Origin of the sequence: Vreelandella titanicae BH1, from assembly GCF_000336575.1 — a bacterium.
GTDB classification, from domain to species: domain Bacteria; phylum Pseudomonadota; class Gammaproteobacteria; order Pseudomonadales; family Halomonadaceae; genus Vreelandella; species Vreelandella titanicae.
On the sequence record NZ_AOPO01000008.1, the window covers coordinates 173,183 to 192,564 of the forward strand.

General features: G+C 53.4%; 23 protein-coding genes. 19 read left to right on the forward strand and 4 right to left on the reverse strand.

Annotated features, from left to right (window positions below):
- Positions 1-13 precede the first annotated feature (13 nt).
- From hemH to rloA3, 12 genes are all read left to right on the forward strand, one after another.
- Positions 14-1,105: a ferrochelatase gene (hemH, locus tag HALTITAN_RS15500; protein WP_009287669.1), complete on the forward strand. Its 1,092-nt coding sequence runs from the start codon at positions 14-16 to the stop codon at positions 1,103-1,105.
- Positions 1,106-1,335: 230 nt separating this feature from the next.
- Positions 1,336-3,675, forward strand: a complete 2,340-nt coding sequence (locus tag HALTITAN_RS15505; RefSeq protein WP_039859716.1) for a putative monovalent cation/H+ antiporter subunit A — start codon at positions 1,336-1,338, stop codon at positions 3,673-3,675.
- Entirely contained in the window at positions 3,668-4,099 is a 432-nt protein-coding gene (locus tag HALTITAN_RS15510) for a Na+/H+ antiporter subunit B (RefSeq protein ID WP_022522731.1), read from the forward strand. The genes HALTITAN_RS15505 and HALTITAN_RS15510 overlap by 8 nt, the downstream gene beginning before the upstream one ends.
- Positions 4,100-4,117: 18 nt before the next feature.
- Positions 4,118-4,465 carry a Na+/H+ antiporter subunit C gene (locus tag HALTITAN_RS15515; RefSeq protein WP_022522732.1) on the forward strand — a complete coding sequence of 116 codons (348 nt, stop codon included), beginning with the start codon at positions 4,118-4,120 and terminating at the stop codon, positions 4,463-4,465.
- Complete coding sequence (locus HALTITAN_RS15520; RefSeq protein ID WP_009287671.1) at positions 4,462-6,066, forward strand: Na+/H+ antiporter subunit D; 1,605 nt, start codon at positions 4,462-4,464, stop codon at positions 6,064-6,066. Before HALTITAN_RS15515 ends, HALTITAN_RS15520 begins: the two co-directional genes overlap by 4 nt.
- A complete protein-coding gene (locus HALTITAN_RS15525; protein ID WP_022522734.1) occupies positions 6,063-6,536 on the forward strand; it encodes a Na+/H+ antiporter subunit E in 474 nt (157 codons plus the stop codon). The genes HALTITAN_RS15520 and HALTITAN_RS15525 overlap by 4 nt, the downstream gene beginning before the upstream one ends.
- Positions 6,536-6,805, forward strand: a complete 270-nt coding sequence (locus HALTITAN_RS15530) for an MrpF/PhaF family protein (protein WP_022522735.1) — start codon at positions 6,536-6,538, stop codon at positions 6,803-6,805. The genes HALTITAN_RS15525 and HALTITAN_RS15530 overlap by 1 nt, the downstream gene beginning before the upstream one ends.
- Entirely contained in the window at positions 6,798-7,202 is a 405-nt protein-coding gene (gene mnhG / locus HALTITAN_RS15535; RefSeq protein ID WP_007113321.1) for a monovalent cation/H(+) antiporter subunit G, read from the forward strand. The genes HALTITAN_RS15530 and mnhG overlap by 8 nt, the downstream gene beginning before the upstream one ends.
- 225 nt (positions 7,203-7,427) lie before the next feature.
- On the forward strand, positions 7,428-7,562 hold the full coding sequence (locus HALTITAN_RS24920) for a DUF2256 domain-containing protein (RefSeq protein WP_083868814.1): 135 nt from the start codon (positions 7,428-7,430) through the stop codon (positions 7,560-7,562).
- A 63-nt stretch (positions 7,563-7,625) separates the two neighbouring features.
- Positions 7,626-9,071 carry a DASH family cryptochrome gene (locus HALTITAN_RS15540; RefSeq protein ID WP_009287672.1) on the forward strand — a complete coding sequence of 482 codons (1,446 nt, stop codon included), beginning with the start codon at positions 7,626-7,628 and terminating at the stop codon, positions 9,069-9,071.
- An 86-nt stretch (positions 9,072-9,157) separates the two neighbouring features.
- Positions 9,158-10,426: a lytic murein transglycosylase gene (locus tag HALTITAN_RS15545; RefSeq protein WP_009287673.1), complete on the forward strand. Its 1,269-nt coding sequence runs from the start codon at positions 9,158-9,160 to the stop codon at positions 10,424-10,426.
- Positions 10,427-10,467: 41 nt separating this feature from the next.
- Entirely contained in the window at positions 10,468-11,037 is a 570-nt protein-coding gene (gene rloA3, locus HALTITAN_RS15550; protein WP_051052079.1) for a retropepsin-like aspartic peptidase RloA3, read from the forward strand.
- A 19-nt stretch (positions 11,038-11,056) separates the two neighbouring features.
- On the opposite strand, the gene HALTITAN_RS15555 is transcribed toward rloA3, so the two are convergent.
- Positions 11,057-11,770: a 16S rRNA (uracil(1498)-N(3))-methyltransferase gene (locus HALTITAN_RS15555; RefSeq protein WP_009287675.1), complete on the reverse strand. Its 714-nt coding sequence runs from the start codon at positions 11,768-11,770 to the stop codon at positions 11,057-11,059.
- A gap of 149 nt (positions 11,771-11,919) precedes the next feature.
- Between HALTITAN_RS15555 and phaR the strand changes: the two genes are divergently transcribed.
- The 7 genes from phaR (at position 11,920) to HALTITAN_RS24925 (ending at position 16,499) form a co-directional block, all read left to right on the forward strand.
- Positions 11,920-12,426 carry a polyhydroxyalkanoate synthesis repressor PhaR gene (phaR, locus tag HALTITAN_RS15560; protein WP_009287676.1) on the forward strand — a complete coding sequence of 169 codons (507 nt, stop codon included), beginning with the start codon at positions 11,920-11,922 and terminating at the stop codon, positions 12,424-12,426.
- A gap of 67 nt (positions 12,427-12,493) precedes the next feature.
- On the forward strand, positions 12,494-13,780 hold the full coding sequence (purD, locus tag HALTITAN_RS15565; protein WP_022522741.1) for a phosphoribosylamine--glycine ligase: 1,287 nt from the start codon (positions 12,494-12,496) through the stop codon (positions 13,778-13,780).
- 41 nt (positions 13,781-13,821) lie between these two features.
- Complete coding sequence (locus HALTITAN_RS15570; RefSeq protein WP_039859692.1) at positions 13,822-14,262, forward strand: acyl-CoA thioesterase; 441 nt, start codon at positions 13,822-13,824, stop codon at positions 14,260-14,262.
- The gene (locus HALTITAN_RS15575; RefSeq protein WP_009287678.1) at positions 14,262-15,134 is read left to right on the forward strand and encodes a phosphoribulokinase; all 873 of its coding nucleotides are present in this window, start codon (positions 14,262-14,264) and stop codon (positions 15,132-15,134) included. The genes HALTITAN_RS15570 and HALTITAN_RS15575 overlap by 1 nt, the downstream gene beginning before the upstream one ends.
- Before the next feature lie 112 nt (positions 15,135-15,246).
- On the forward strand, positions 15,247-15,588 hold the full coding sequence (locus tag HALTITAN_RS15580; RefSeq protein WP_022522743.1) for a histidine triad nucleotide-binding protein: 342 nt from the start codon (positions 15,247-15,249) through the stop codon (positions 15,586-15,588).
- Between the two features lie 39 nt (positions 15,589-15,627).
- Positions 15,628-16,269, forward strand: a complete 642-nt coding sequence (gene coq7, locus HALTITAN_RS15585) for a 2-polyprenyl-3-methyl-6-methoxy-1,4-benzoquinone monooxygenase (protein ID WP_009287679.1) — start codon at positions 15,628-15,630, stop codon at positions 16,267-16,269.
- A 71-nt stretch (positions 16,270-16,340) separates the two neighbouring features.
- Entirely contained in the window at positions 16,341-16,499 is a 159-nt protein-coding gene (locus HALTITAN_RS24925; protein WP_022522744.1) for a DUF1328 domain-containing protein, read from the forward strand.
- 95 nt (positions 16,500-16,594) lie between these two features.
- On the opposite strand, the gene ettA is transcribed toward HALTITAN_RS24925, so the two are convergent.
- The 3 genes from ettA to HALTITAN_RS15605 form a co-directional block, all read right to left on the reverse strand.
- Positions 16,595-18,256 (reverse strand): energy-dependent translational throttle protein EttA, encoded by a 1,662-nt coding sequence (ettA, locus tag HALTITAN_RS15595; RefSeq protein ID WP_009287680.1) that lies wholly within the window; start codon positions 18,254-18,256, stop codon positions 16,595-16,597.
- A gap of 168 nt (positions 18,257-18,424) precedes the next feature.
- A complete protein-coding gene (locus tag HALTITAN_RS15600; protein ID WP_022522745.1) occupies positions 18,425-18,652 on the reverse strand; it encodes a PA3496 family putative envelope integrity protein in 228 nt (75 codons plus the stop codon).
- Positions 18,653-18,840: 188 nt separating this feature from the next.
- Positions 18,841-19,275, reverse strand: coding sequence for a PAS domain S-box protein (locus HALTITAN_RS15605; protein ID WP_022522746.1), 435 nt, complete (start codon positions 19,273-19,275; stop codon positions 18,841-18,843).
- Between the last annotated feature and the right edge of the window lie 107 nt (positions 19,276-19,382).

Consider the following 19,382-nt stretch of genomic DNA (forward strand, 5'->3'; position numbering starts at 1 on the left):
AGGAGCATGAGTAATGACCGAGAATGTCGTCAAGGATCAGCCGGGCGAGGGCCGCTTGGCCCATGCACCCAGCGATCATCCACCAGTAGCGCGCGCCAAGGTGGGTGTTGTGCTGGCAAACCTGGGAACCCCGGATGCCACCGACTACTGGTCAATGCGTCGTTACCTTAATGAGTTTCTTTCTGATAAGCGTGTGGTCGACTATGCCGGTTGGAAATGGCAGCCGTTGCTACAGCTGATTATTTTGACCAAGCGTCCGTTCTCATCGGGCAAGGCCTACCGGGGAATCTGGAATAACGAGAAAAACGAAAGCCCGCTGCTAACAACGACGCGTGCCCAGACCGAGAAGATGACCGCACGGTTAAAGGCGCTTTATGGTGATGATGTCGAGGTCGATTTCTGCATGCGCTACGGTAACCCCTCGACGGAAAGCGTGCTAACGCGATTAAAAGAGAAGGGTTGCGAGCGAATCGTGTTTTTTCCGCTCTATCCTCAATACGGTTCGCCCACCACGGCGACGGCGAATGATCAGGCGTTTCGCACCCTGATGAAGATGAAGTGGCAGCCTTATATACGTACGGTGCCCGCTTATTTTGAACATCCTGCCTACCTTCAGGCGTTGGCCAACTCAGTGCAAGAAGCCTACGACGGTTTCTCGACCCGGCCGACCAAGCTGGTTGCCAGCTACCATGGCGTTCCCGAACGCTACCTGATGGAGGGTGATCCTTACCACTGTCAGTGCCAGAAAACGACGCGCCTGCTTCGCGAGAAACTTGGTTTTAGCAAAGAGGAAGTGGATACCGCTTTCCAGTCGCAGTTTGGCCCCGAGAAATGGGTCGGCCCGCAAACCGTTAAGCATGTGGCCAAACTCGCCGAGCAGGGACATAAACACATTGCGATTATGTCGCCTGCCTTCTCTTCCGACTGTGTTGAAACCTTGGAAGAGATCGAAGAGGAGATCCGCGATAGCTTTATGGAAGCGGGTGGCGAAACGTTCAGCTATATACCTTGCCTGAATGATCGCGATGACCACATTGAGGCACTGTTAGCAGTCATCAACAATGAATTAGCAGGATGGCTATCGGCCCCAAACCCTAGTGTTTAGCTAGCTACTCGTCATAACTGAAAGCTAATAGCAGCCGCCCTGCGAAATTAATCGCTGAGCGGCTGTTTGCGTTTAAGCGTTTGACTGGTCAGTCAAAACTGCCTGTTATATGGTGTACAACTTTAGAATCACTATTATTCAACGCTGGCATATCATTGGCAAAGCAAGGTGTCTAACCGCTAGCGGCTGTCTTGGTGGTGAGCCTTTCGTTTTTCAGGAGGTTTCGCTTGATACAATTTGCCGTGTTAATGGGTTTCGTACTGGCGGCGCTCTCGCCAATGTTAAACCACTGGTTCGGCCAGCGTGCCAGCCTGGTTCTGGCTCTATTTCCTGCCGGATTGGCGGCGTGGTTGGCACTTCAAGCCCCTGAGGTCATTGAGAACGGTAGCCTACTTTTAGAGTGGCAGTGGGTGCCTTCTCTGGGAATCAGTCTTACCTTCCTGTTGGACAGTCTATCGTTGCTCTTTGGGCTATTGATTACCGTTATGGGGGCCTGCGTGCTGGTATATGCCGGCGGCTACCTTAAAGATCATCCTGATCTTGCCCGGTTTCACATCGCCTTGCTCGCCTTCATGGTGTCGATGCTGGGGCTGGTACTAGCTGACGGCCTATTAACGCTATTCGTTTTTTGGGAATTGACCAGCATTACCTCCTATTTGCTGATTGGTTTTAACCACGCTGATATCAATGCACGTAAATCAGCGCGGCAGGGCTTATTCGTTACCGTGGCGGGTGGGTTAGCATTAATGGCTGGGCTGGTGCTGCTAGGGATTGCCAGCGGTAGCTGGTCGCTGGCGGAGATTCTCGATCAGGAGGCTGACCTGCGTGAACATGCACTCTACACGCCGATGCTGATCTGTTTACTACTGGGTGCTTTCACCAAATCGGCTCAGTTTCCGTTTCACTTTTGGTTACCCAACGCCATGGCCGCGCCGACTCCGGTTTCGGCTTACCTGCACTCGGCCACCATGGTGAAAGCGGGTATTTATCTGCTGGCGCGCTTACACCCGGAGCTGGGTGGCACTGCGATGTGGGTTGGCGTTCTTTCCGTGGTCGGCGCAACCACTATGCTGGTGGGTGCGTTTTTAGCGATTCATCACACCAATATCAAAAAGCTGCTCGCTTACTCGACCATTATGGCGCTGGGCACGCTGACGATGCTATTGGGCATCGGCACCGAGTACGCGATGACCGCGTTTGTTACCTTCCTGCTCGCGCACTCGCTGTATAAAGGGGCGCTGTTTATGGTCGCCGGTATTCTCGATCATGAGACCGGCACGAAAGATGTCACCCAGATGGGCGGGTTACGCTCAGTGATGCCGCTGACTGCCACCATTGCGTTGGTGGCTGCGCTTTCGCTTGCCGGTGTGCCGCCGCTACTCGGTTTTATCGGTAAAGAACTGATGCTTGAATCAGTTCTCGGTGCCGATAGCTTCCGAACACTACTGGTGCTGTTCGCCTTTCTGGCATCTATTTTAACTATCGCCGTTGCTTTCATTGTGGCGCTACGTCCTTTTTACGGTAAGCGTCACCAAACCCCGCTTGAACCACATGAAGCTCCGCCTGGTATGCTGCTTGGGCCCGCGTTGCTCGCACTAGGGTCGCTCCTGTTAGGCTTGATGCCCGCTGTGCTGGGTGCTGATGCGTTGTTAACGGCAACCGCCACTGCTATATCCGGGCAAACAGTAGAAGTGGCGCTGTCGCTTTGGTATGGCATTAACGTCGCGTTGATAATGTCGATCGTTAGCCTTGGTTTAGGCTTTTTGCTGTTTAGGCGTTGGGACAGCGTGCGTGGCAAGCTCTCTGTATTGGCACCGGTGATGCGCCATGGCCCCGAGGCTGGGTATGAAAGCATGATGAATGGCATTGTGCACTTCTCAGAGTGGCAAACTCGGCTGCTCCAAAACGGCTATATGCGTAACTACATTTTAGTGATGTTAGCGACGCTTATTGCACTGATCGGTAATTCAATTCTATTACGCCATTCGCCTGTGTTTGCCGTTGACCTGGATGTGCGTTTTCACGAGGTAGTCGTGGCTGGCACTATGGTGATGGGGGCACTGTTTGCGACCATTTCTCGATCGCGGCTGGGGGCAGTGGTTTCCGTGGGCATCATGGGTTTTTCCATTGCATTGATTTTTGTTCTGTTCAGTGCGCCAGATTTAGCGATTACCCAACTGCTGGTAGAGACCTTAACGGTTATTTTGCTGGTACTGGTGCTGTTTCGCCTGCCACGCTTCTCGAATCTTTCCACCAGCTTGGAGCGCATACGCGACGGCGTGGTGGCCGCTATGGTGGGTATCTTGATCTGCCTACTGATTATGACCTCCTGGAGCATTCAACAGTTTGAGCCCATTTCGACCTACATGATTGAGAACAGCGCGCCTTTGGCGTATGGCCGCAACATCGTTAACGTCATTTTGGTCGACTACCGTGCCCTGGATACCTTAGGTGAGATGTTCGTGTTAGCGCTTGCCGCCATCGGCGTGATCGCCATGTTAAAGCTACGCAATAACACCAAAACCACCGACAGCAGTAAAGTAGCTGCCAAGGAGCCTTACGATGGTTAAGTCAGGCACGATTATTCTTAATACCGCCGCACGGTTTTTAATGCCGCTGCAACTGATGTTTTCTATTTTCCTATTGCTGCGAGGGCATGACGAGCCGGGCGGAGGATTTATTGCCGGCTTGGTAGCGGCAGGGGCGTTTACGCTGTATCTGTTTGCCTTTGGTGTAAGTGCCACCAAAGAAGTGCTGCGCATGGTCGACCCCCGAGACCTGATTGGGGTTGGGCTATTGCTGGGAATGATCTCGGTAGTGCCTGCCTGGTTTATGGGGCAGCCATTTCTGACAGCCCAGTGGTGGACTATCCCGGTTATCGACTTTAAAGCTTCCACGCCGCTGATTTTCGATGTAGGCGTCTATTTTGCTGTGCTGGGTTCGGTCACCGGCATGGTGATGACGCTTATGGAGGTCGACAAGGATGAACCTTGAGTTAACAGGAGGCACAGCATGGAACCATTAATGGCAGTGGCGATTGGCCTGCTGTATGCGACGGCTATTTTTATGATGTTGCGTCGTTCTATCGTCAAACTGGTGATTGGTCTGATGCTGCTCTCTAATGCCGCCAATTTACTGATTTTTACCACGGCGGGCATGACCCGTGGAGCACCTCCGCTTATCCCTGAGGGGATGATGCTGCCGCCCAGCGGGGTAGCCGACCCCTTACCCCAAGCGGTTGTGCTGACGGCCATTGTGATTGCCTTTGGGGTGCTTGCCTTTGCCGTGGTATTGATTCGACGCGCCTACGAAGTCGTTAAGGCTGATGATCTCGATAAGATGAAGGATACTGATACGTGAGGCCTGAAGTTGCTCTTCCCGTCCTCTTGCCCCTGCTAACCGGGGCAGTCTCCTTGTTGTTTTGGCGCGCGCGCCCCATGCAGCGCTTTTTGGCGGTGGCAGGTAATGTTGCGCTACTCATGGTTAGCCTGTGGCTGTTTGTATCTACGTTGTCAGATGGCTATGTCACCATGCAAATGGGTAGCTGGCCAGCTCCCTTCGGGATTACCTTAATAGCCGATCTGTTAAGTGCGGTGATGGTGTTAATGACGGCTATTATCGGTTTGGCAATGGGTGTTTACTCGCTGGCCACCACTGGCCGCGGCCACGAAAAATTTGGCTACTATCCGTTAATGCACCTGCTGCTCGCCGGGGTGATGGGGGCCTTCTTAACCGGCGATATCTTTAACCTCTATGTATGGTTTGAGGTAATGCTGGTGGCCTCTTTTGCGCTGCTGATTCTGGGGGGAGAACGCGCGCAGATGGAAGGGGCGATTAAGTACGTCACCTTGAACCTGTTGGCATCGGTCATCTTCCTGACCGCGGTGGGGCTACTCTATGGCATGGTGGGTACACTCAACATGGCCGACATTGCGTTGCGCATGGATGAGGCAGAGCACACCGGTATGGTGGAAGTGCTGGCGGTCATGTTTATGGTGGCCTTCGGCATCAAAGCCGCCGCCTTTCCGCTATTTTTCTGGCTGCCAGCCTCGTATCACACCCCACCGGTCGCTGTTTCGGCGCTGTTTGCCGGGTTGCTCACCAAGGTGGGGGTGTATGCGATGTTCCGTGTCTTTACCCTGATGTTCGATCAAACCATGGGCTATCTCCAGGAGATTATGCTCTGGGGTGCTGCCTTCACTATGGTAACAGGCGTGCTCGGTGCCGCCGCCCAGCATGAGTTTAGGCGAATCTTGTCGTTTCATATCGTCAGCCAGATTGGCTATATGATCTTAGGCTTAGCTCTTTACACACCTTTGGCGATCGCCGGTGGCGTGTTTGCCATCGTGCATAACATGGTGGTGAAGACCAATCTCTTCTTGATCAGTGGTATCACCCACCGTTTGCAGGGAACCTACCAGCTTAAAAAAATGGGCGGGCTGTACCGAGATCGCCCTTGGCTTGCCGTGGCGTTCTTTCTTTCTGCATTCTCGCTGGCGGGGGTGCCGCCGCTGTCAGGCTTTTTTGCCAAATTCGTGATTGTGCGTGCAGGCCTGGAAGTTGAAGCCTATGTGGTGACCGGCATTGCACTGGCGGTGGGATTGATGACGCTTTATTCCATGGTGAAAATTTGGAATGAAGTGTTTTGGAAGTCGTTACCCGAAGATAACGACGTGCCTGCGACTGCCACGCCAACTGGTGACGACGGTCGTCTGTTAAAGCCTAGCCTGTGGATGATGTATTCGCCCGTTATGGTGTTGGCGTTATTTTCTCTGCTCATTGGTGTGCTTGCAGAACCTATTATGTGGGTGATGATGGGTATTGGTGATCAACTGTTTGAACCTTCGGGGTACATCGAAGCCGTATTGGGTGCTTCAGCCAGTGCAGACGATGTTCTGCTGCAGCCAACGGGGGCGGCAGAAGATCAACCTGAGGCGGACGCCGGGGAGACAGCGCGATGACCGGAGCCATTTGGAACCTACTGCTAGGCCTTGCTTGGGTACTGTTAAGCGGTGATTTTAGCGGCTTAAACCTCCTTGTCGGGCTAATATTTGGCTACATTACGCTGATACTCATCGAACCTCAGCTTGATTCCCTAAAAGGCTATCCTGCGCGAGTACCGCGTTTTATCGGCTTTATTGGTTTTTTTCTAAAAGAACTTGTTCAAGCCAACTTGCGTGTCGCTTTTGATATTGTCACCCCCCCTTGGCATATGAAGCCTGGGGTCATTGCGATGCCGCTTTCCGCGCGTACCGAAATGGAAATTACTCTGGTAGCCAATCTGATTTCATTGACACCAGGAACGTTGAGCCTGGATGTATCAGATGACCGTAAAGTCTTGTATATCCACGCGATGTTTTTAGACAATGAAGAGGAGCTACGGCGCAACTTAAAAGAGATGGAGCACCGGGCTTTGGAGCTATTTCGCTAATGGATACCGTCATTTTAATAAGCCAAGTCATCATGAGCCTGGCGCTTATCTTTACTTTTGTGCGTGTAGTGCGCGGGCCGAGTTTGCCTGATCGGGTGGTGGCGTTAGAGCTTTTTTCTACCACCGTGGTGGGATTGGTCGGGGTTTATGCCATCAAGTCTGACGTGGCTAGCTTTCTGGATGCCGCCATTGTGATCGCATTAATGGGGTTCTTAGCGGCAATTGCGTTTGCGCGCTTTTTGGAAAGGGGAGGCCCAAGGGATGATTGATTTCATAAAGGGCGCGTTAATCATTGGTGGTGCACTATTTATACTGCTTGCCTCAGTCGGATTGCTGCGGTTGCCCGATTTGTTAACCCGCATGCATGCCACTACCAAGGCCGCGGCGTTAGGCGTTATCTTAATTATGTTGGCAGCGGCCATGCACTTTGCTGAAGTGGGGATCGTGGCCCGCTCATTTGCCATCATCGTGTTTATCCTGATGACCGCCCCCGTGGCGGCCCACGTGATTGGCCGTGCCGGGTACTTTGTTGGCTCGAAGCTGTGGAGCGGTACCGTAAAGGATGAGTTGCGCCCGAACTATGATCCCTTAACCCATGAGCTTAAAAGCGGCCTGGAAACCCAGGAAAACGCCAAGCGCCAACCCCGCGAGACTGACCCTGACTAGGCTTGACTAGAGCAAACCACAGCGTAGTAGCCATTGAATAACCGCTGCTAAGCCACCTTCGGGTGGTTTTTTTGCGTCTGGAGATGGGGTGTATTAAGACACTAGTAATTAGTTCGCCCTTAACAAATAATGTACAATAAAAAATCATGTACAATAATTGTACTGTATAAGATAATGCGTTCATGTTTCACCCCATGCCCCGCAGAAATGTGATTAAACGTGACCATGCGACGCAAACAACACCTGCCACAGAAAGACTGTGCTCAATGCCAGCGACCGTTTCTCTGGCGGAAAAAATGGGCGCGCTGCTGGGACGAGGTGCGCTACTGCAGTGAGCGGTGCCGTCGTAGTGCCAAGTAGCCAAGCAAGCCACGGTGATAGCACCAAGTTCTGGGCAGGAATGTACCCCTAGGAGGCACAAGCATGTACAGCACGATTGATATTGTCTGGCTGCAAGACGACCTGCGTATTGCTGATAATCCTCTTTTACACTTTGCCTCTCCTCCTAGTTATCTGATGTGTATCTACGTGTTAGATGAGCGATGGTTCTTGCCATTATTTGACGGCGAATCAACGCCGCGTATTGGGCCTGCGCGGTTGCGCTTTTTATGGCAAAGCTTAATGGAGTTGCGTGGTGAGCTCCTAAAGCGTGGCAGCGATCTGCTGGTGCGCATTGGCAAGCCTAGTGATGTGGTGATTGAGTTGGCGTCAAAGCTAAACGCACGAGAGGTGCGTGTTGCTGACCATGCAGGGGTTGAGGAATTCGCGCATATTCAGGCGGTTGAGCAAGGCCTGCCTAGTCAAACGGCCCTCAATTGCATAGAGAGTGGGCGACTCATTGATCTAAAGGCGCTGCCTTTTGAGCGGGAAGCGCTGCCTGGGAGTTTTTCTGCCTTTAGGCGCAGTGTGGAGAGCGAATGTGCTGTGCCTGCCAGCCGCTGCGCTCCAATAACGTTGCCCCCTTGGCCCGAGGCGGCAAGGGGATTTCCGCCGCTAAAAGCCGTCTGTGAGCAGAGCGCTACCTGGCAGCCCGATCCTCGCCAAGGTTACGCTTATAGGGGAGGAGAGTCAGCGGCTCATGGGCGTCTGAAGGATTACTTGTGGCGTCAACAGGGCGGTGAAACCTACAAGAAAACCCGCAACGGGCTATTGGGGGCTAATTTTTCAACCCGCGTTTCACCCTGGCTGGCGCGAGGTTGCCTGTCAGCTCGTCAAGTCGATGAGGCTGTGAAAGCATGGGAAGCGGAAAACGGCAGTAATGAGTCAAGCTACTGGATTAGCTTCGAACTGCTCTGGCGGGAGTATTTTATCCGTGCCGCTCAGTTGGAAGGGGCGAAAATGTTTGGCTCACGCCAGACTGACCAGCCGTGTGCCGCTTTCGATGCCTGGCGTAACGGCACCACGGGGTTGCCGTTTGTGGATGCCGCTATGCTGGAGCTTCGCCACACTGGCTGGCTATCCAATCGTGCCCGGCAAAACGTGGCCAGCTTTTTAGTTAAAGACTTAAAGGTAGATTGGCGTTTGGGGGCGTTATGGTTCGAGCACTGCCTGATTGATTATGACGTGGCCAGCAACTGGGGCAATTGGCGCTATATTGCTGGTGTTGGGCGCGATCCTCGCCAAGATCGTTACTTTAATGTGCTCAAACAGGCGGGCCATTACGATCCCCAGGGGCTCTATGTTGCTCACTGGCTGGAGCAGCTCGAAACACTGCCCAATGGCCTTGAGCGCCATCAGCCGTGGCGTGCAGACCCCTTGAGGTTTGATGCTCCCTGCGTTGTGCCCGAGCAGTGGGAGCGATGGCTAATTCCTCGCTGTGAAGTAGGCACTTTAGCTGAGTCGTCCGCCGTGGAGAGCGTTATAAAGTAATTATCACCTTCGGCCAGACCCTAGTATCTACCTCTTTTCTAGGCCATCATTCCAGATATGCCAAGGACTGCCTAAGGATCGATATAATGTCTGGTAATTTCTCTATTGGGCGGCGCTGCAGCCCTCTTTTGTGTGTTTCCATAGTCGCAGCGCTAAGCGCTCCTTTCGCGTCAAGCGTAGCGGTCGCTAACCCTCAGCTAATGTCAGAAGTCGATACCCAGGCTGCTTCTGAGGTTAGCTATGCTAATTTTCAGCAGTGGCTTCGAGATTTTCGCCAGTACGCTGCAGGCCAAGGGGTCAGCGAAGCCACATTAAGCAACGCCCTGGATGGCGTTCGTTATCGTGAGCGTGTGATTGAACTCGACGGCTACCAGCCCGAATTTGTTCGCCCTATTTGGGAGTATCTGGATACCGCGGTTTCATCCACGCGTATTACTAACGGTCAAGAAAAGCTGGCTGATCACCGTGACACTGCTCAGCAAATGGAGCAGCGCTATGGGGTGCCAGCAGAAATAATCGTCGCCATTTGGGGCATCGAAAGTAACTATGGCAGTAATTTTGGCGATTTTTCGACGTTGGAGTCCCTGGCCACGCTGGCTTACGATGGTCGACGCCGTGACTTTGCTCGAGGTGAGCTGCTCGCGGCGTTACGGATTATTGATCAAGGTGATATCGCTGCTGAAGACATGAAGGGCTCCTGGGCTGGGGCGATGGGACATACTCAGTTTATTCCCAGTAGCTTCGAAGCCTATGCCGTCGATGGCGACGGTGACGGTCGGCGCGATATTTGGGACAGCATCCCCGATGTCATGGCATCAACGGCCAACTATCTTGACCGAGCCGGATGGCAAACCGGTCAACCCTGGGGTATTGAGGTACGCCTGCCCGAAGGGTTTGATTACGCCCAGACCGAACGCCGCAGCAGTGCTGAGTGGCGCAACCAAGGCGTACAGGCGCAGCAGGGCGAATTGCCGAACTTCGATAGCGCCGCTATCGTGGTACCCGCTGGCGCTAATGGCCCTGCATTTTTGGTAGGTGCTAATTTCCGTGCGATTTTACGCTATAACAATGCCACCAGTTATGCACTGGCCGTTGCGACTTTAGGCGATGCGATCGCTGGACGCGAGGGCATTCAGCACAGCTGGCCCCGGGATCAAGCGCCACTTACCCGTGACAATGTTCAAGAACTTCAGCGCGCATTGAACCGGGTAGGATACTCTGTAGGCGGCGCGGACGGCATTATGGGGCCCAACACTCGGCAAGGTTTGCGGAACTTTCAGCGTGATCAAGGGTTAATACCGGATGGGTTTGCGACCCAGGAGCTACTTGAACAGCTACGCCAGCGTTCGCAGTAAGCAGTGTTAAAAGGGTGCTTCTAATTTCCAAGGATGATGTTATGCAGTTGATAGGTAAGATGTTTTTTAACAGAGTGATGTTAGGTGCCGTGTTGTTAGGTTCTGGTCTGTCTGCTTCCATGGCGATGGCAGATGATGACCAGGTATTCGGCTGGGTTGAAAAAGCCACCCTGCAACCCTGGGATATCGAGGTAAAAGCCAAGCTCGATAGCGGAGCATTAACCTCTTCATTAGACGCTCGCGATATAGAGATGTTCGAGCAGGATGACGAGGAGTGGGTGCGCTTTCGTTTGAAGCTTGAAGATCAAGGAAGCGGAGACGTATTCAGCGACCAAATTGAGCGGCCGCTTTATCGAGAATTGGCTGTTCGCGGAGCAGGCGGCCGCGACGAGCGTCCCGTGGTGTTGTTGGAAGTATGTATGGGCGACACCATTTACGAAGAGCAGTTTAGTCTACGTGACCGTGAAGAAATGAACTATCCGCTGCTGCTCGGTCGTCGTACCATTAGCCACCTTGGCTTGCTGGATGTGCGTGAAACCTTCTTGCAGGAGCCCGAGTGTGGGGAAAACGCCACCGTTGTGCCCCACGACCCAGAAGATGAACAGTCCTAACTTACCTATCGATAAATGCTTAAAACAGCCGTGATAGAAGCGCGGTCACGGCTGTTTCAACGCGTAAAATGCGCGGGCCTAGATGCATACCCTCGCAACCTGCTAGCATTAGTTGCTCTACCTCCCAAGCAATAAAACCGCCCTCAGGGCCTACCAATAGCAGGGTAGGTTCACTTATGCCTCTTGGGCAGGCGTTGGGCATGCCAGGATGGGCTACGAGTCCGCGGCGTTCGCTGAGTAAGCCAGGCAGTTGCTGCTCCAAAAAAGGACGAAAGCCTTTGCTCAGGGTGACCGATGGTAGCTGGGTGTCGCGGGCTTGCTCTAAGCCGAGTAGCAAGTGCTGGTGGATTTTCTCCGGGCGTAACTCAGGGGATTGCCAGTAGCTCTTCTCAACCCGTTTAGTATGTAGCAGGGTGATCTCTTTGACGCCTAGTGCCGTCACATGCTCTAACGTACGCGCCAACATACGGGGACGGGGCAGAGCCAATGCCAAATGTACGGGTAACGGTGGCGGCGGTGGCTCATCAAGGTTTTCTAATTGGAAATACGCGCGCTCAGCGTTGAGCTCTTTTAGCATCGCTTTGCCCATGGCGCCGCCTTGCACACCCACGGTGAGCCGGTCGCCAGGTGCCGATCGATGGACATCACGAAGGTGTTTTAGTCGGCGTGGATCGGTGATGCAGACGTGGCCGTCATTGGTGAGATCGTTGGGATTGAGCAGAATCAAATTCATAATGATGGTCTATTGGTCACAAAGCAGGCACGGTACGCCTTGCTAAACTATTAAGGTGGCTTGCATAGGCGCGTGGTGCAGGCACAATATCAGCAACGGAACCAGTAACGGGAATAAAAAAGTCCCTATCGCGTTTAAGGAGATGCGCCGTGCGCGTAATTCGCAAATATGCAAACCGCAGGTTGTACGATACTCAGCAGAGTCGTTATGTGACGCTGGAAGACCTGCGTCGTTTAATCATCGAAGAAGAGCCGTTCAGGGTGGAAGATGCCAAAAGCGGAGAAGACCTGACGCGGACTATTCTGCTCTCTATCATTATTGAGCAGGAGCAAGCGGATAGCGAAGCGGAAGTGTTTTCAAACGATCTTCTAGCGCAGCTTATCCGGGTTTACGATATGACCTCACCGTTGCCGCTGTCGCGTTACCTCGAACAGGGTACGCAACTGATGTTGGAGCAGCAGAAACGTTTGCAGAGCCAGTGGAAACAGGCAATGCGCAACACGCCGTTAGAATTTATGCGTGAGCTTGCCGAAGAGAACATGCGCTTTTGGCAAAATACCTTGAATCAGCCGGGTCAAGCCGATGAGTCGAGTGATGCTGAGCAGCCTGAGAGCGATAGCAACGATACCAGCAAAGATAACAAACCCTCCTCCTGACCCCACTTGGTGCTGCGCTGTGGCATAATGCCGCCGATATACGCTCTCCCGTTTGAGAAGGATGCACATGAAGGTTTTGATGATAGGCGGCGGTGGTCGCGAGCACGCCCTGGCTTGGAAATTGGCGCAATCTACCCAGGTTGAGCAGGTCTTTGTCGCCCCCGGCAATGCCGGCACCGCGGCGGAAGCGAAGCTGACCAACGTAGCGATTGCCGCAACGGATCTCGACAGCCTGGTCGCTTTTGCCCGTGATGAGCAGATTGGCTTGACCGTGGTGGGGCCGGAGGCTCCCTTGGTTGAAGGTGTTGTTGACCGGTTCCAAGCGGCCGGTCTGACTATCTTTGGCCCTACTCAGGCGGCTGCTCAGTTGGAAGGCTCAAAATCATTTACCAAGGACTTCCTGGCCCGTCATGATATTCCTTCGGCTGACTACCAAACGTTTACTGACGTAGACTCTGCGCTTGCCTATTTAAGCAAAATGGGCGCACCCATTGTGATTAAGGCGGATGGCCTAGCAGCGGGCAAAGGCGTCATCGTGGCGCTGAGTGAAGCCGAAGCTGAGGCTGCTATTCGCGATATGCTGGAGGCCAATGCCTTCGGCGGTGCAGGCGCTCGCGTGGTTATCGAAGAGTTTCTGGAGGGCGAAGAGGCGAGCTTTATCGTCATGGTGGACGGCGAGCATGTGGTACCCATGGCCACCAGCCAAGACCACAAACGCGCTTATGATGGTGATACCGGCCCTAATACCGGCGGTATGGGCGCCTATTCACCAGCGCCTGTGGTCACGCCCGAGGTTGATGCACGTATCATGGAGCAGGTCATTCTGCCCACCGTGAGGGGCATGGCTGCAGAAGGCAATGCTTATACAGGGTTCTTATATGCAGGCCTGATGATCGACGCGGCGGGTAACCCCAAGGTTATTGAGTACAACTGCCGCTTTGGTGATCCTGAAACTCAGCCAATCATGCTGCGCTTAACCTCTGACTTCGCTGAGCTTTGCTTAGCGGGTGCCCAGGGCAAGCTGGATGGGCAACGCTGCGAATGGGATTCCCGTGCAGCGGTGGGCGTGGTGCTGGCGGCCGGAGGCTACCCTGGCAGCTACCGCAAGGGTGACGTGATTCACGGTTTAGCTGCGGCTGAAGAAACGGGCTGCAAAGTGTTCCACGCCGGTACCGCGCAGGATTCCCAGGGCGAGATTATTACGGCAGGTGGCCGTGTGCTGTGTGTAACGGCATTGGGCAATAGCGTCTCAGCGGCGCAGCAGCAAGCGTACCAAGGCGTTAATGCTATTCACTGGGACGGCGTCGAGTGTCGCCGTGATATCGCCTTCAGGGCGATTGCCCGAGAGGAGTAAGCACGCCTTACGCTAAGCTAATACTGACGAGGAAACAGGGCATGGAGCGTGTCAAGCTGGACTTTCCCGCTGAGGCGGTCATACATCGTCACCCCTTGGCCGTGAGGGTAACCGATATGAACTACGGCCGTCACTTAGGGCATGATGCGCTGGTATCACTGCTCCACGAGGCGCGCATTCAAGCCTTTGCTGCACTGGATCTGCCTGAGTGGGATATGCAGGGATACCCTTCGGTGGTCGCTGATCTCGCCGTTCAGTATCAAAGTGAAGCGCGCTGGCCCGATGGCCTAACGATTGCCACCGCTGTACCCGAGCCCCAAGGCAAAGCGTTGACGATCTATCAGCGCATCTACCAGGCAGATTCTCAGCAGGTAGTCGCTACCGCACGGATCAATCAGCTACTGATTGATCGTGCTACTGGGCGTCCTGTCGAAGTACCCGAGCAGGTTAAACAAGCGCTTTCCCACGCGAGGTATGGCTGATGTCTCGGGAGTATCCGATTATCGCGGTAACCGGTTCCTCAGGGGCGGGTACCACCACCGTGAAGCGCAGCTTTGAGCGCATGTTTCTGCGCGAAGATGTGCATGCAGCAATGGTCGATGGCGATGCCTTTCACCGCTATACCCGTGATGACCTGCACCGCATCTTCCGAGAAGAGCCAGAACGCAAAGACGAACTTTCGCATTTTGCCGTAGAGGCGAATTTGCTGGATCGTCTGGAAGGGTTGTTTAGTGAGTATGGCGAACACGGTTCGGGGACTTTTCGGCACTATATCCATGCTGAGGATAAGCAGAAAATTGAAGCAGGCTGCCGGGTAGGTACTTTCACCGAGTGGCAGTCGCTTCCCTGTGGTACCGACCTGCTGTTTTATGAAGGTTTACATGGTGGGCTGGTCACTGAGGAGTATGACATTGCCCGCCATGTGGATCTGTTGGTTGGTGTGGCGCCAACCATGAATCTTGAATGGATTCAAAAGATCGACCGTGACACTAAGCTGCGGGGCTACTCACAAGAAGCGGTCATTGACACTATCCTGGGTCGGATGGATGACTATGTGCGCTACATCCAACCGCAGTTTTCGCGTACTCATATCAATTTTCAACGTGTGCCCACCGTCGATACCTCTAACCCCTTTGAAGTTCAGGATATTCCCACCGACGCTGAGTCGTTCGTGGTCATCCGTTTTCGTGATCCCTCCACCGTTGATTTCCCTTGGCTGCTGGCGATGATTAAGGACTCGTTTATGACCCGTCCGCACACGTTGGTGGTGCCGGGGGCGCGGATGTCGCTGGCGATGGAGTTGATTCTTGCCCCCTTGGTTAGGCATCTTCTTTCCCAGAGACGATTTCGTTAAAAGGTCGTGGGCTTGAAGCTACCTCTCACCGGTGCAATTCATCGGTGCAATCATCAGACTGGCAGAGATAATTCGACACTTAAGTGGCAAGTAGTTAATAAAGGAGAGCTGTATGGATTGTCTGTTTTGTAAAATCATTAACCGTGAAATTCCCGCTGATATCGTTTATGAAGATGACCACGTGTTGGCATTCAATGATATTGGCCCCCAGGCGCCTACTCATCAGCTAATCATTCCTAAAAAGCATATCGCCACGCTCAATGATATCGATGAGGCTGATATTGCCACAGTAGGGCGGCTTCAGTTTACCGCCGCCAAGCTTGCCCGCGAGCAGGGGTTTGCTGAAGATGGCTACCGCGTGGTGATGAACTGCAACGAAATGGGCGGACAAACGGTCTACCATATTCATATGCATCTACTCGGTGGGCGTGCATTCACATGGCCTGCCGGTTGAGTTCGGCAGATCGCTATCGCAAGTCAACGGAGTGTTGCCATGGATCGTCAACAGAGTCGTTCAGATCGCCTGATACATCAGTTCGATACCGTTTTACGAACGCTTATGCCACACGCTGCTTCACCACAGCGCACCAGCCCCGCTGAAGGTGTGGCTGAGGGAACGTTCGACGATCAAGAACGCCGCCATGCAGCAGGTTTGATGCGTATCAACCATTCTGGTGAGGTGTGTGTTCAAGCGCTGTATCAGGGGCAGGGCGTGACCGCTAAACTTCCTCATGTGCGTCACCAGATGGAGCAGTCGGCGCTAGAGGAGATCGATCATCTTGCCTGGTGTGATGAGCGTCTAGAGCAGTTGCAGAGCCGAACAAGCTGCTTAAACCCGTTGTTTTATGCCGCTTCCTTTGGCATTGGCGCGGCCACTGGGGCGGTCAGTGATCGTATTAGTTTGGGATTGGTTGCCGCGACCGAAGAGCAGGTAGGTAAGCATCTTGATTCACACCAACAGTCGCTACCCCGTGGTGACAACCGCTCCCGCGCCATACTGCGCCAGATGGCAGTTGATGAAGCTCACCATGCTCAGCTTGCCTTAGAAGCGGGGGGCGTTCGCTTTCCGGCACCGGTGAAGTGGGGCATACGGCTGGCCTCTAAGGTAATGACTAAAAGCGCCTATCATCTCTGAGACATATTCACGTTGCATAATGGGTTAAGTGGCGGTGTAGGGAAGTCGTTACCAAGGAGAGGAGCAAGAAGATGCTAGGCAATGCAGTGCTGTTTTTAATTATTGCGATCATCGCTGGGGCGGTCGGTTTTTCTGGCATTGCCGGGGCGGCGTCCACCATTGCGCAAATTTTGTTTGTGCTGTTTCTTATTTTGTTTCTTGTGTCATTTTTTACCGGCCGCAGACGTTAGGGCTTTGCACTAGCGTCAGTGCAAACACAAACTAAAAGGCCCCGCTCTGCGGGGCCTTTTGCTGTCAGCATTGACTGCCAGCGTGATGCTAATGATTAAGCATCAATACGCTTATACTTCATGCGCTTAGGCGTATCGTTTCCGACCCGCTTTCTATGATCCTCTTCGTACTCCGCGTAGTTGCCTTCAAATAAGACCACTTCAGAGTCACCTTCAAAGGCCATAATGTGCGTGGCGATACGGTCAAGGAACCAACGATCGTGAGAGATCACCATAGCGCAGCCCGGGAAGGCTAGAAGCGCGTCCTCCAGTGCCCGCAGGGTTTCAATATCCAGGTCGTTGGAGGGCTCATCGAGCAGCAGCACGTTAGCGCCTTGCTTGAGCGTTTGGGCAAGCTGTAAGCGACCGCGCTCACCACCGGAAAGCTCCGACAAACGCTTCTGCTGGTCGTTACCCTTAAAGTTGAAGCGACCCACATAGGCACGCGAGGAGACTTCGTAGCCGTTAATATTAAGGATATCCTGACCATCCGAAACGGCTTCCCACACGCTCTGCTTGTCATCTAAGCCGTCGCGTAGCTGTTCGACGTAAGCGATATCGACCGTTTCACCCACCAGGACTTCGCCTTCGTCCGGCTGCTCTTTACCGGTAATCAGTTTAAAGAGCGTCGATTTACCCGCACCGTTACCACCGACGATACCAACGATCGCACCCTGGGGAATGGTGAAGGAGAGGTTCTGGTAGAGCAGCTTGTCATCGAAGCGTTTAGCCACATCACGAAACTCAATGACGTTATCGCCCAGGCGCGGGCCAGGCGGAATATAAATTTCATTGGTCTCATTACGCTTTTGGAAGTCGCCAGACTGCATCTCTTCAAAGCGGTTGAGGCGTGCTTTGCTCTTTGCCTGGCGGCCTTTGGCGTTACTGCGCACCCACTCAAGCTCTTGCTTGATGGCTTTCTGACGCGAGGCTTCCTGCTTGGCTTCCTGGTTCAAACGCTGATCTTTCTGCTCCAGCCACTGGGAGTAGTTACCCTCGAAGGGTATGCCTTGGCCACGATCAAGCTCCAAAATCCAACCCGCCACGTTGTCCAGGAAGTAGCGGTCGTGGGTGATCGCCACTACTGTACCGTTATAGTCGTGAAGGAAGCGTTCAAGCCAAGCCACCGATTCTGCATCCAGGTGGTTGGTAGGCTCGTCAAGCAGCAGCATATCGGGGCTGGAGAGCAGTAAGCGGCAGAGTGCTACACGACGGCGCTCACCACCTGAGAGGTTGCCCACTTTGGCATCCCAGGGGGGGAGTCGCAGTGCTTCGGCAGCAACGTCAAGTTTGCGTTCCAGGTTATGCGCATCAGCAGCTTCGATAATATTTTCAAGCCGGGCCTGCTCGCTGGCTAGCGCATCAAAGTCGGCGTCGGGCTCTGCGTAGGCCGCATACACCCCATCCAACTTCTCCTGGGCATCTTTGATCGCCCCCAGTGCTTCTTCGACGGTGTCGCGGACGTTTTTCTCGTCATCTAGCTGCGGCTCCTGTGGAAGGTAGCCAACATTGATGCCAGGCATCGGACGAGCTTCACCTTCAAACTCTTTATCGACACCGGCCATAATGCGCAGCAGTGTGGATTTGCCCGAACCGTTAAGCCCCAGAACGCCGATTTTGGCGCCAGGGAAAAACGAGAGCGAAATATCCTTGAGAATTTGCTTTTTGGGCGGCACTACTTTGCCAACCCGGTTCATGGTGAAAACGTATTGCGCCATGGAGATCCGTTAAGTTGTTGAAAAGAAGAAAGCGACAGCAGCAGGCTGCTGGCTCTTATTGCTGGCTGAAGCGTGATGATAGTGGTCTGCACCAGGAAAGGCTAGGCTACTTGAGGTGTTGGCTAGCCAGGCCCGCTCATTTGCTGAGAAGGCCAAGCTGCTCAAGGATTACTCTTCTTCGTCCCAGTCATCTTCGATGGCGCGCTGAAGTCGTCGCTCTTCCAACCACGCCTCGACTTGGCGCCGCGCGCGTAAGCTGTCAGCTTTGCTCGGTTTGCTTCTGTTGTAGTGGTCGTCATTGACGGCGTCTAAGCTTTCGAACTCATCTGAGTCGAGTGTTTCGTTGCCTAAGGTTTCATGACTTAGGGTCTCACGACTTAGGGGATCACGGCTCATGTGATGTCCTCCAACCCAGCCGGCGTGCCGGCGTAACAACGGCTTCACGCGAGTACATGTGCAGTTTATTAAACACATGCCAACTGCAAAGTGAAGCGCCTAGCGCAATTCAAGCGCCTTGCCGCTATATAACGCCAGTTGGGATGAAGTTCAAGCTTTATAGTTTTTTTTAGTGAGAAAGTTAATGATTAGCTGTTTTCTCGCTGCTTTTGTAACTCCGCTAGCGCAAGCTGTGTTTCTACACGCTCCGTTACATCTTTTTGCACGCCAATGTAATACATCAGCTTGTCTGCTTCGTCATAGACCGGCGTAATGGAAAGTTCATTCCAAAACATGGTGCCGTCTTTGCGATAATTACGCAGTACTTCTCGAGAAGGTCGGCCCTCGTTTAGCGCATCTCGAATGGCGACAAGCGCGTCCTGGTCGCGGTCTTCGTTCTGTAAAAAGCGGCAATCGCGATACAGAATTTCATCAGCACTATAGCCCGTCAAGCGCTCAAAGCCTTTGTTGACGTAGATGAGGATATTTTCATCCCCTTCCTGTTCGGCAACGACAATGCCGTCTTCCGATGCGTCAACAATACGTTCGAGCAATTCTGGACTGATCAATGGAGATCGTTTCATCAAGGGGTTCCTGTTGCAGCTCCAATCCTTTCCGTCGTTCACAGTCGCTTTCGCCCATGAGCTAACGGAATTTCCAATCACTTATTATAGGCAGCATAGCAAAGGCG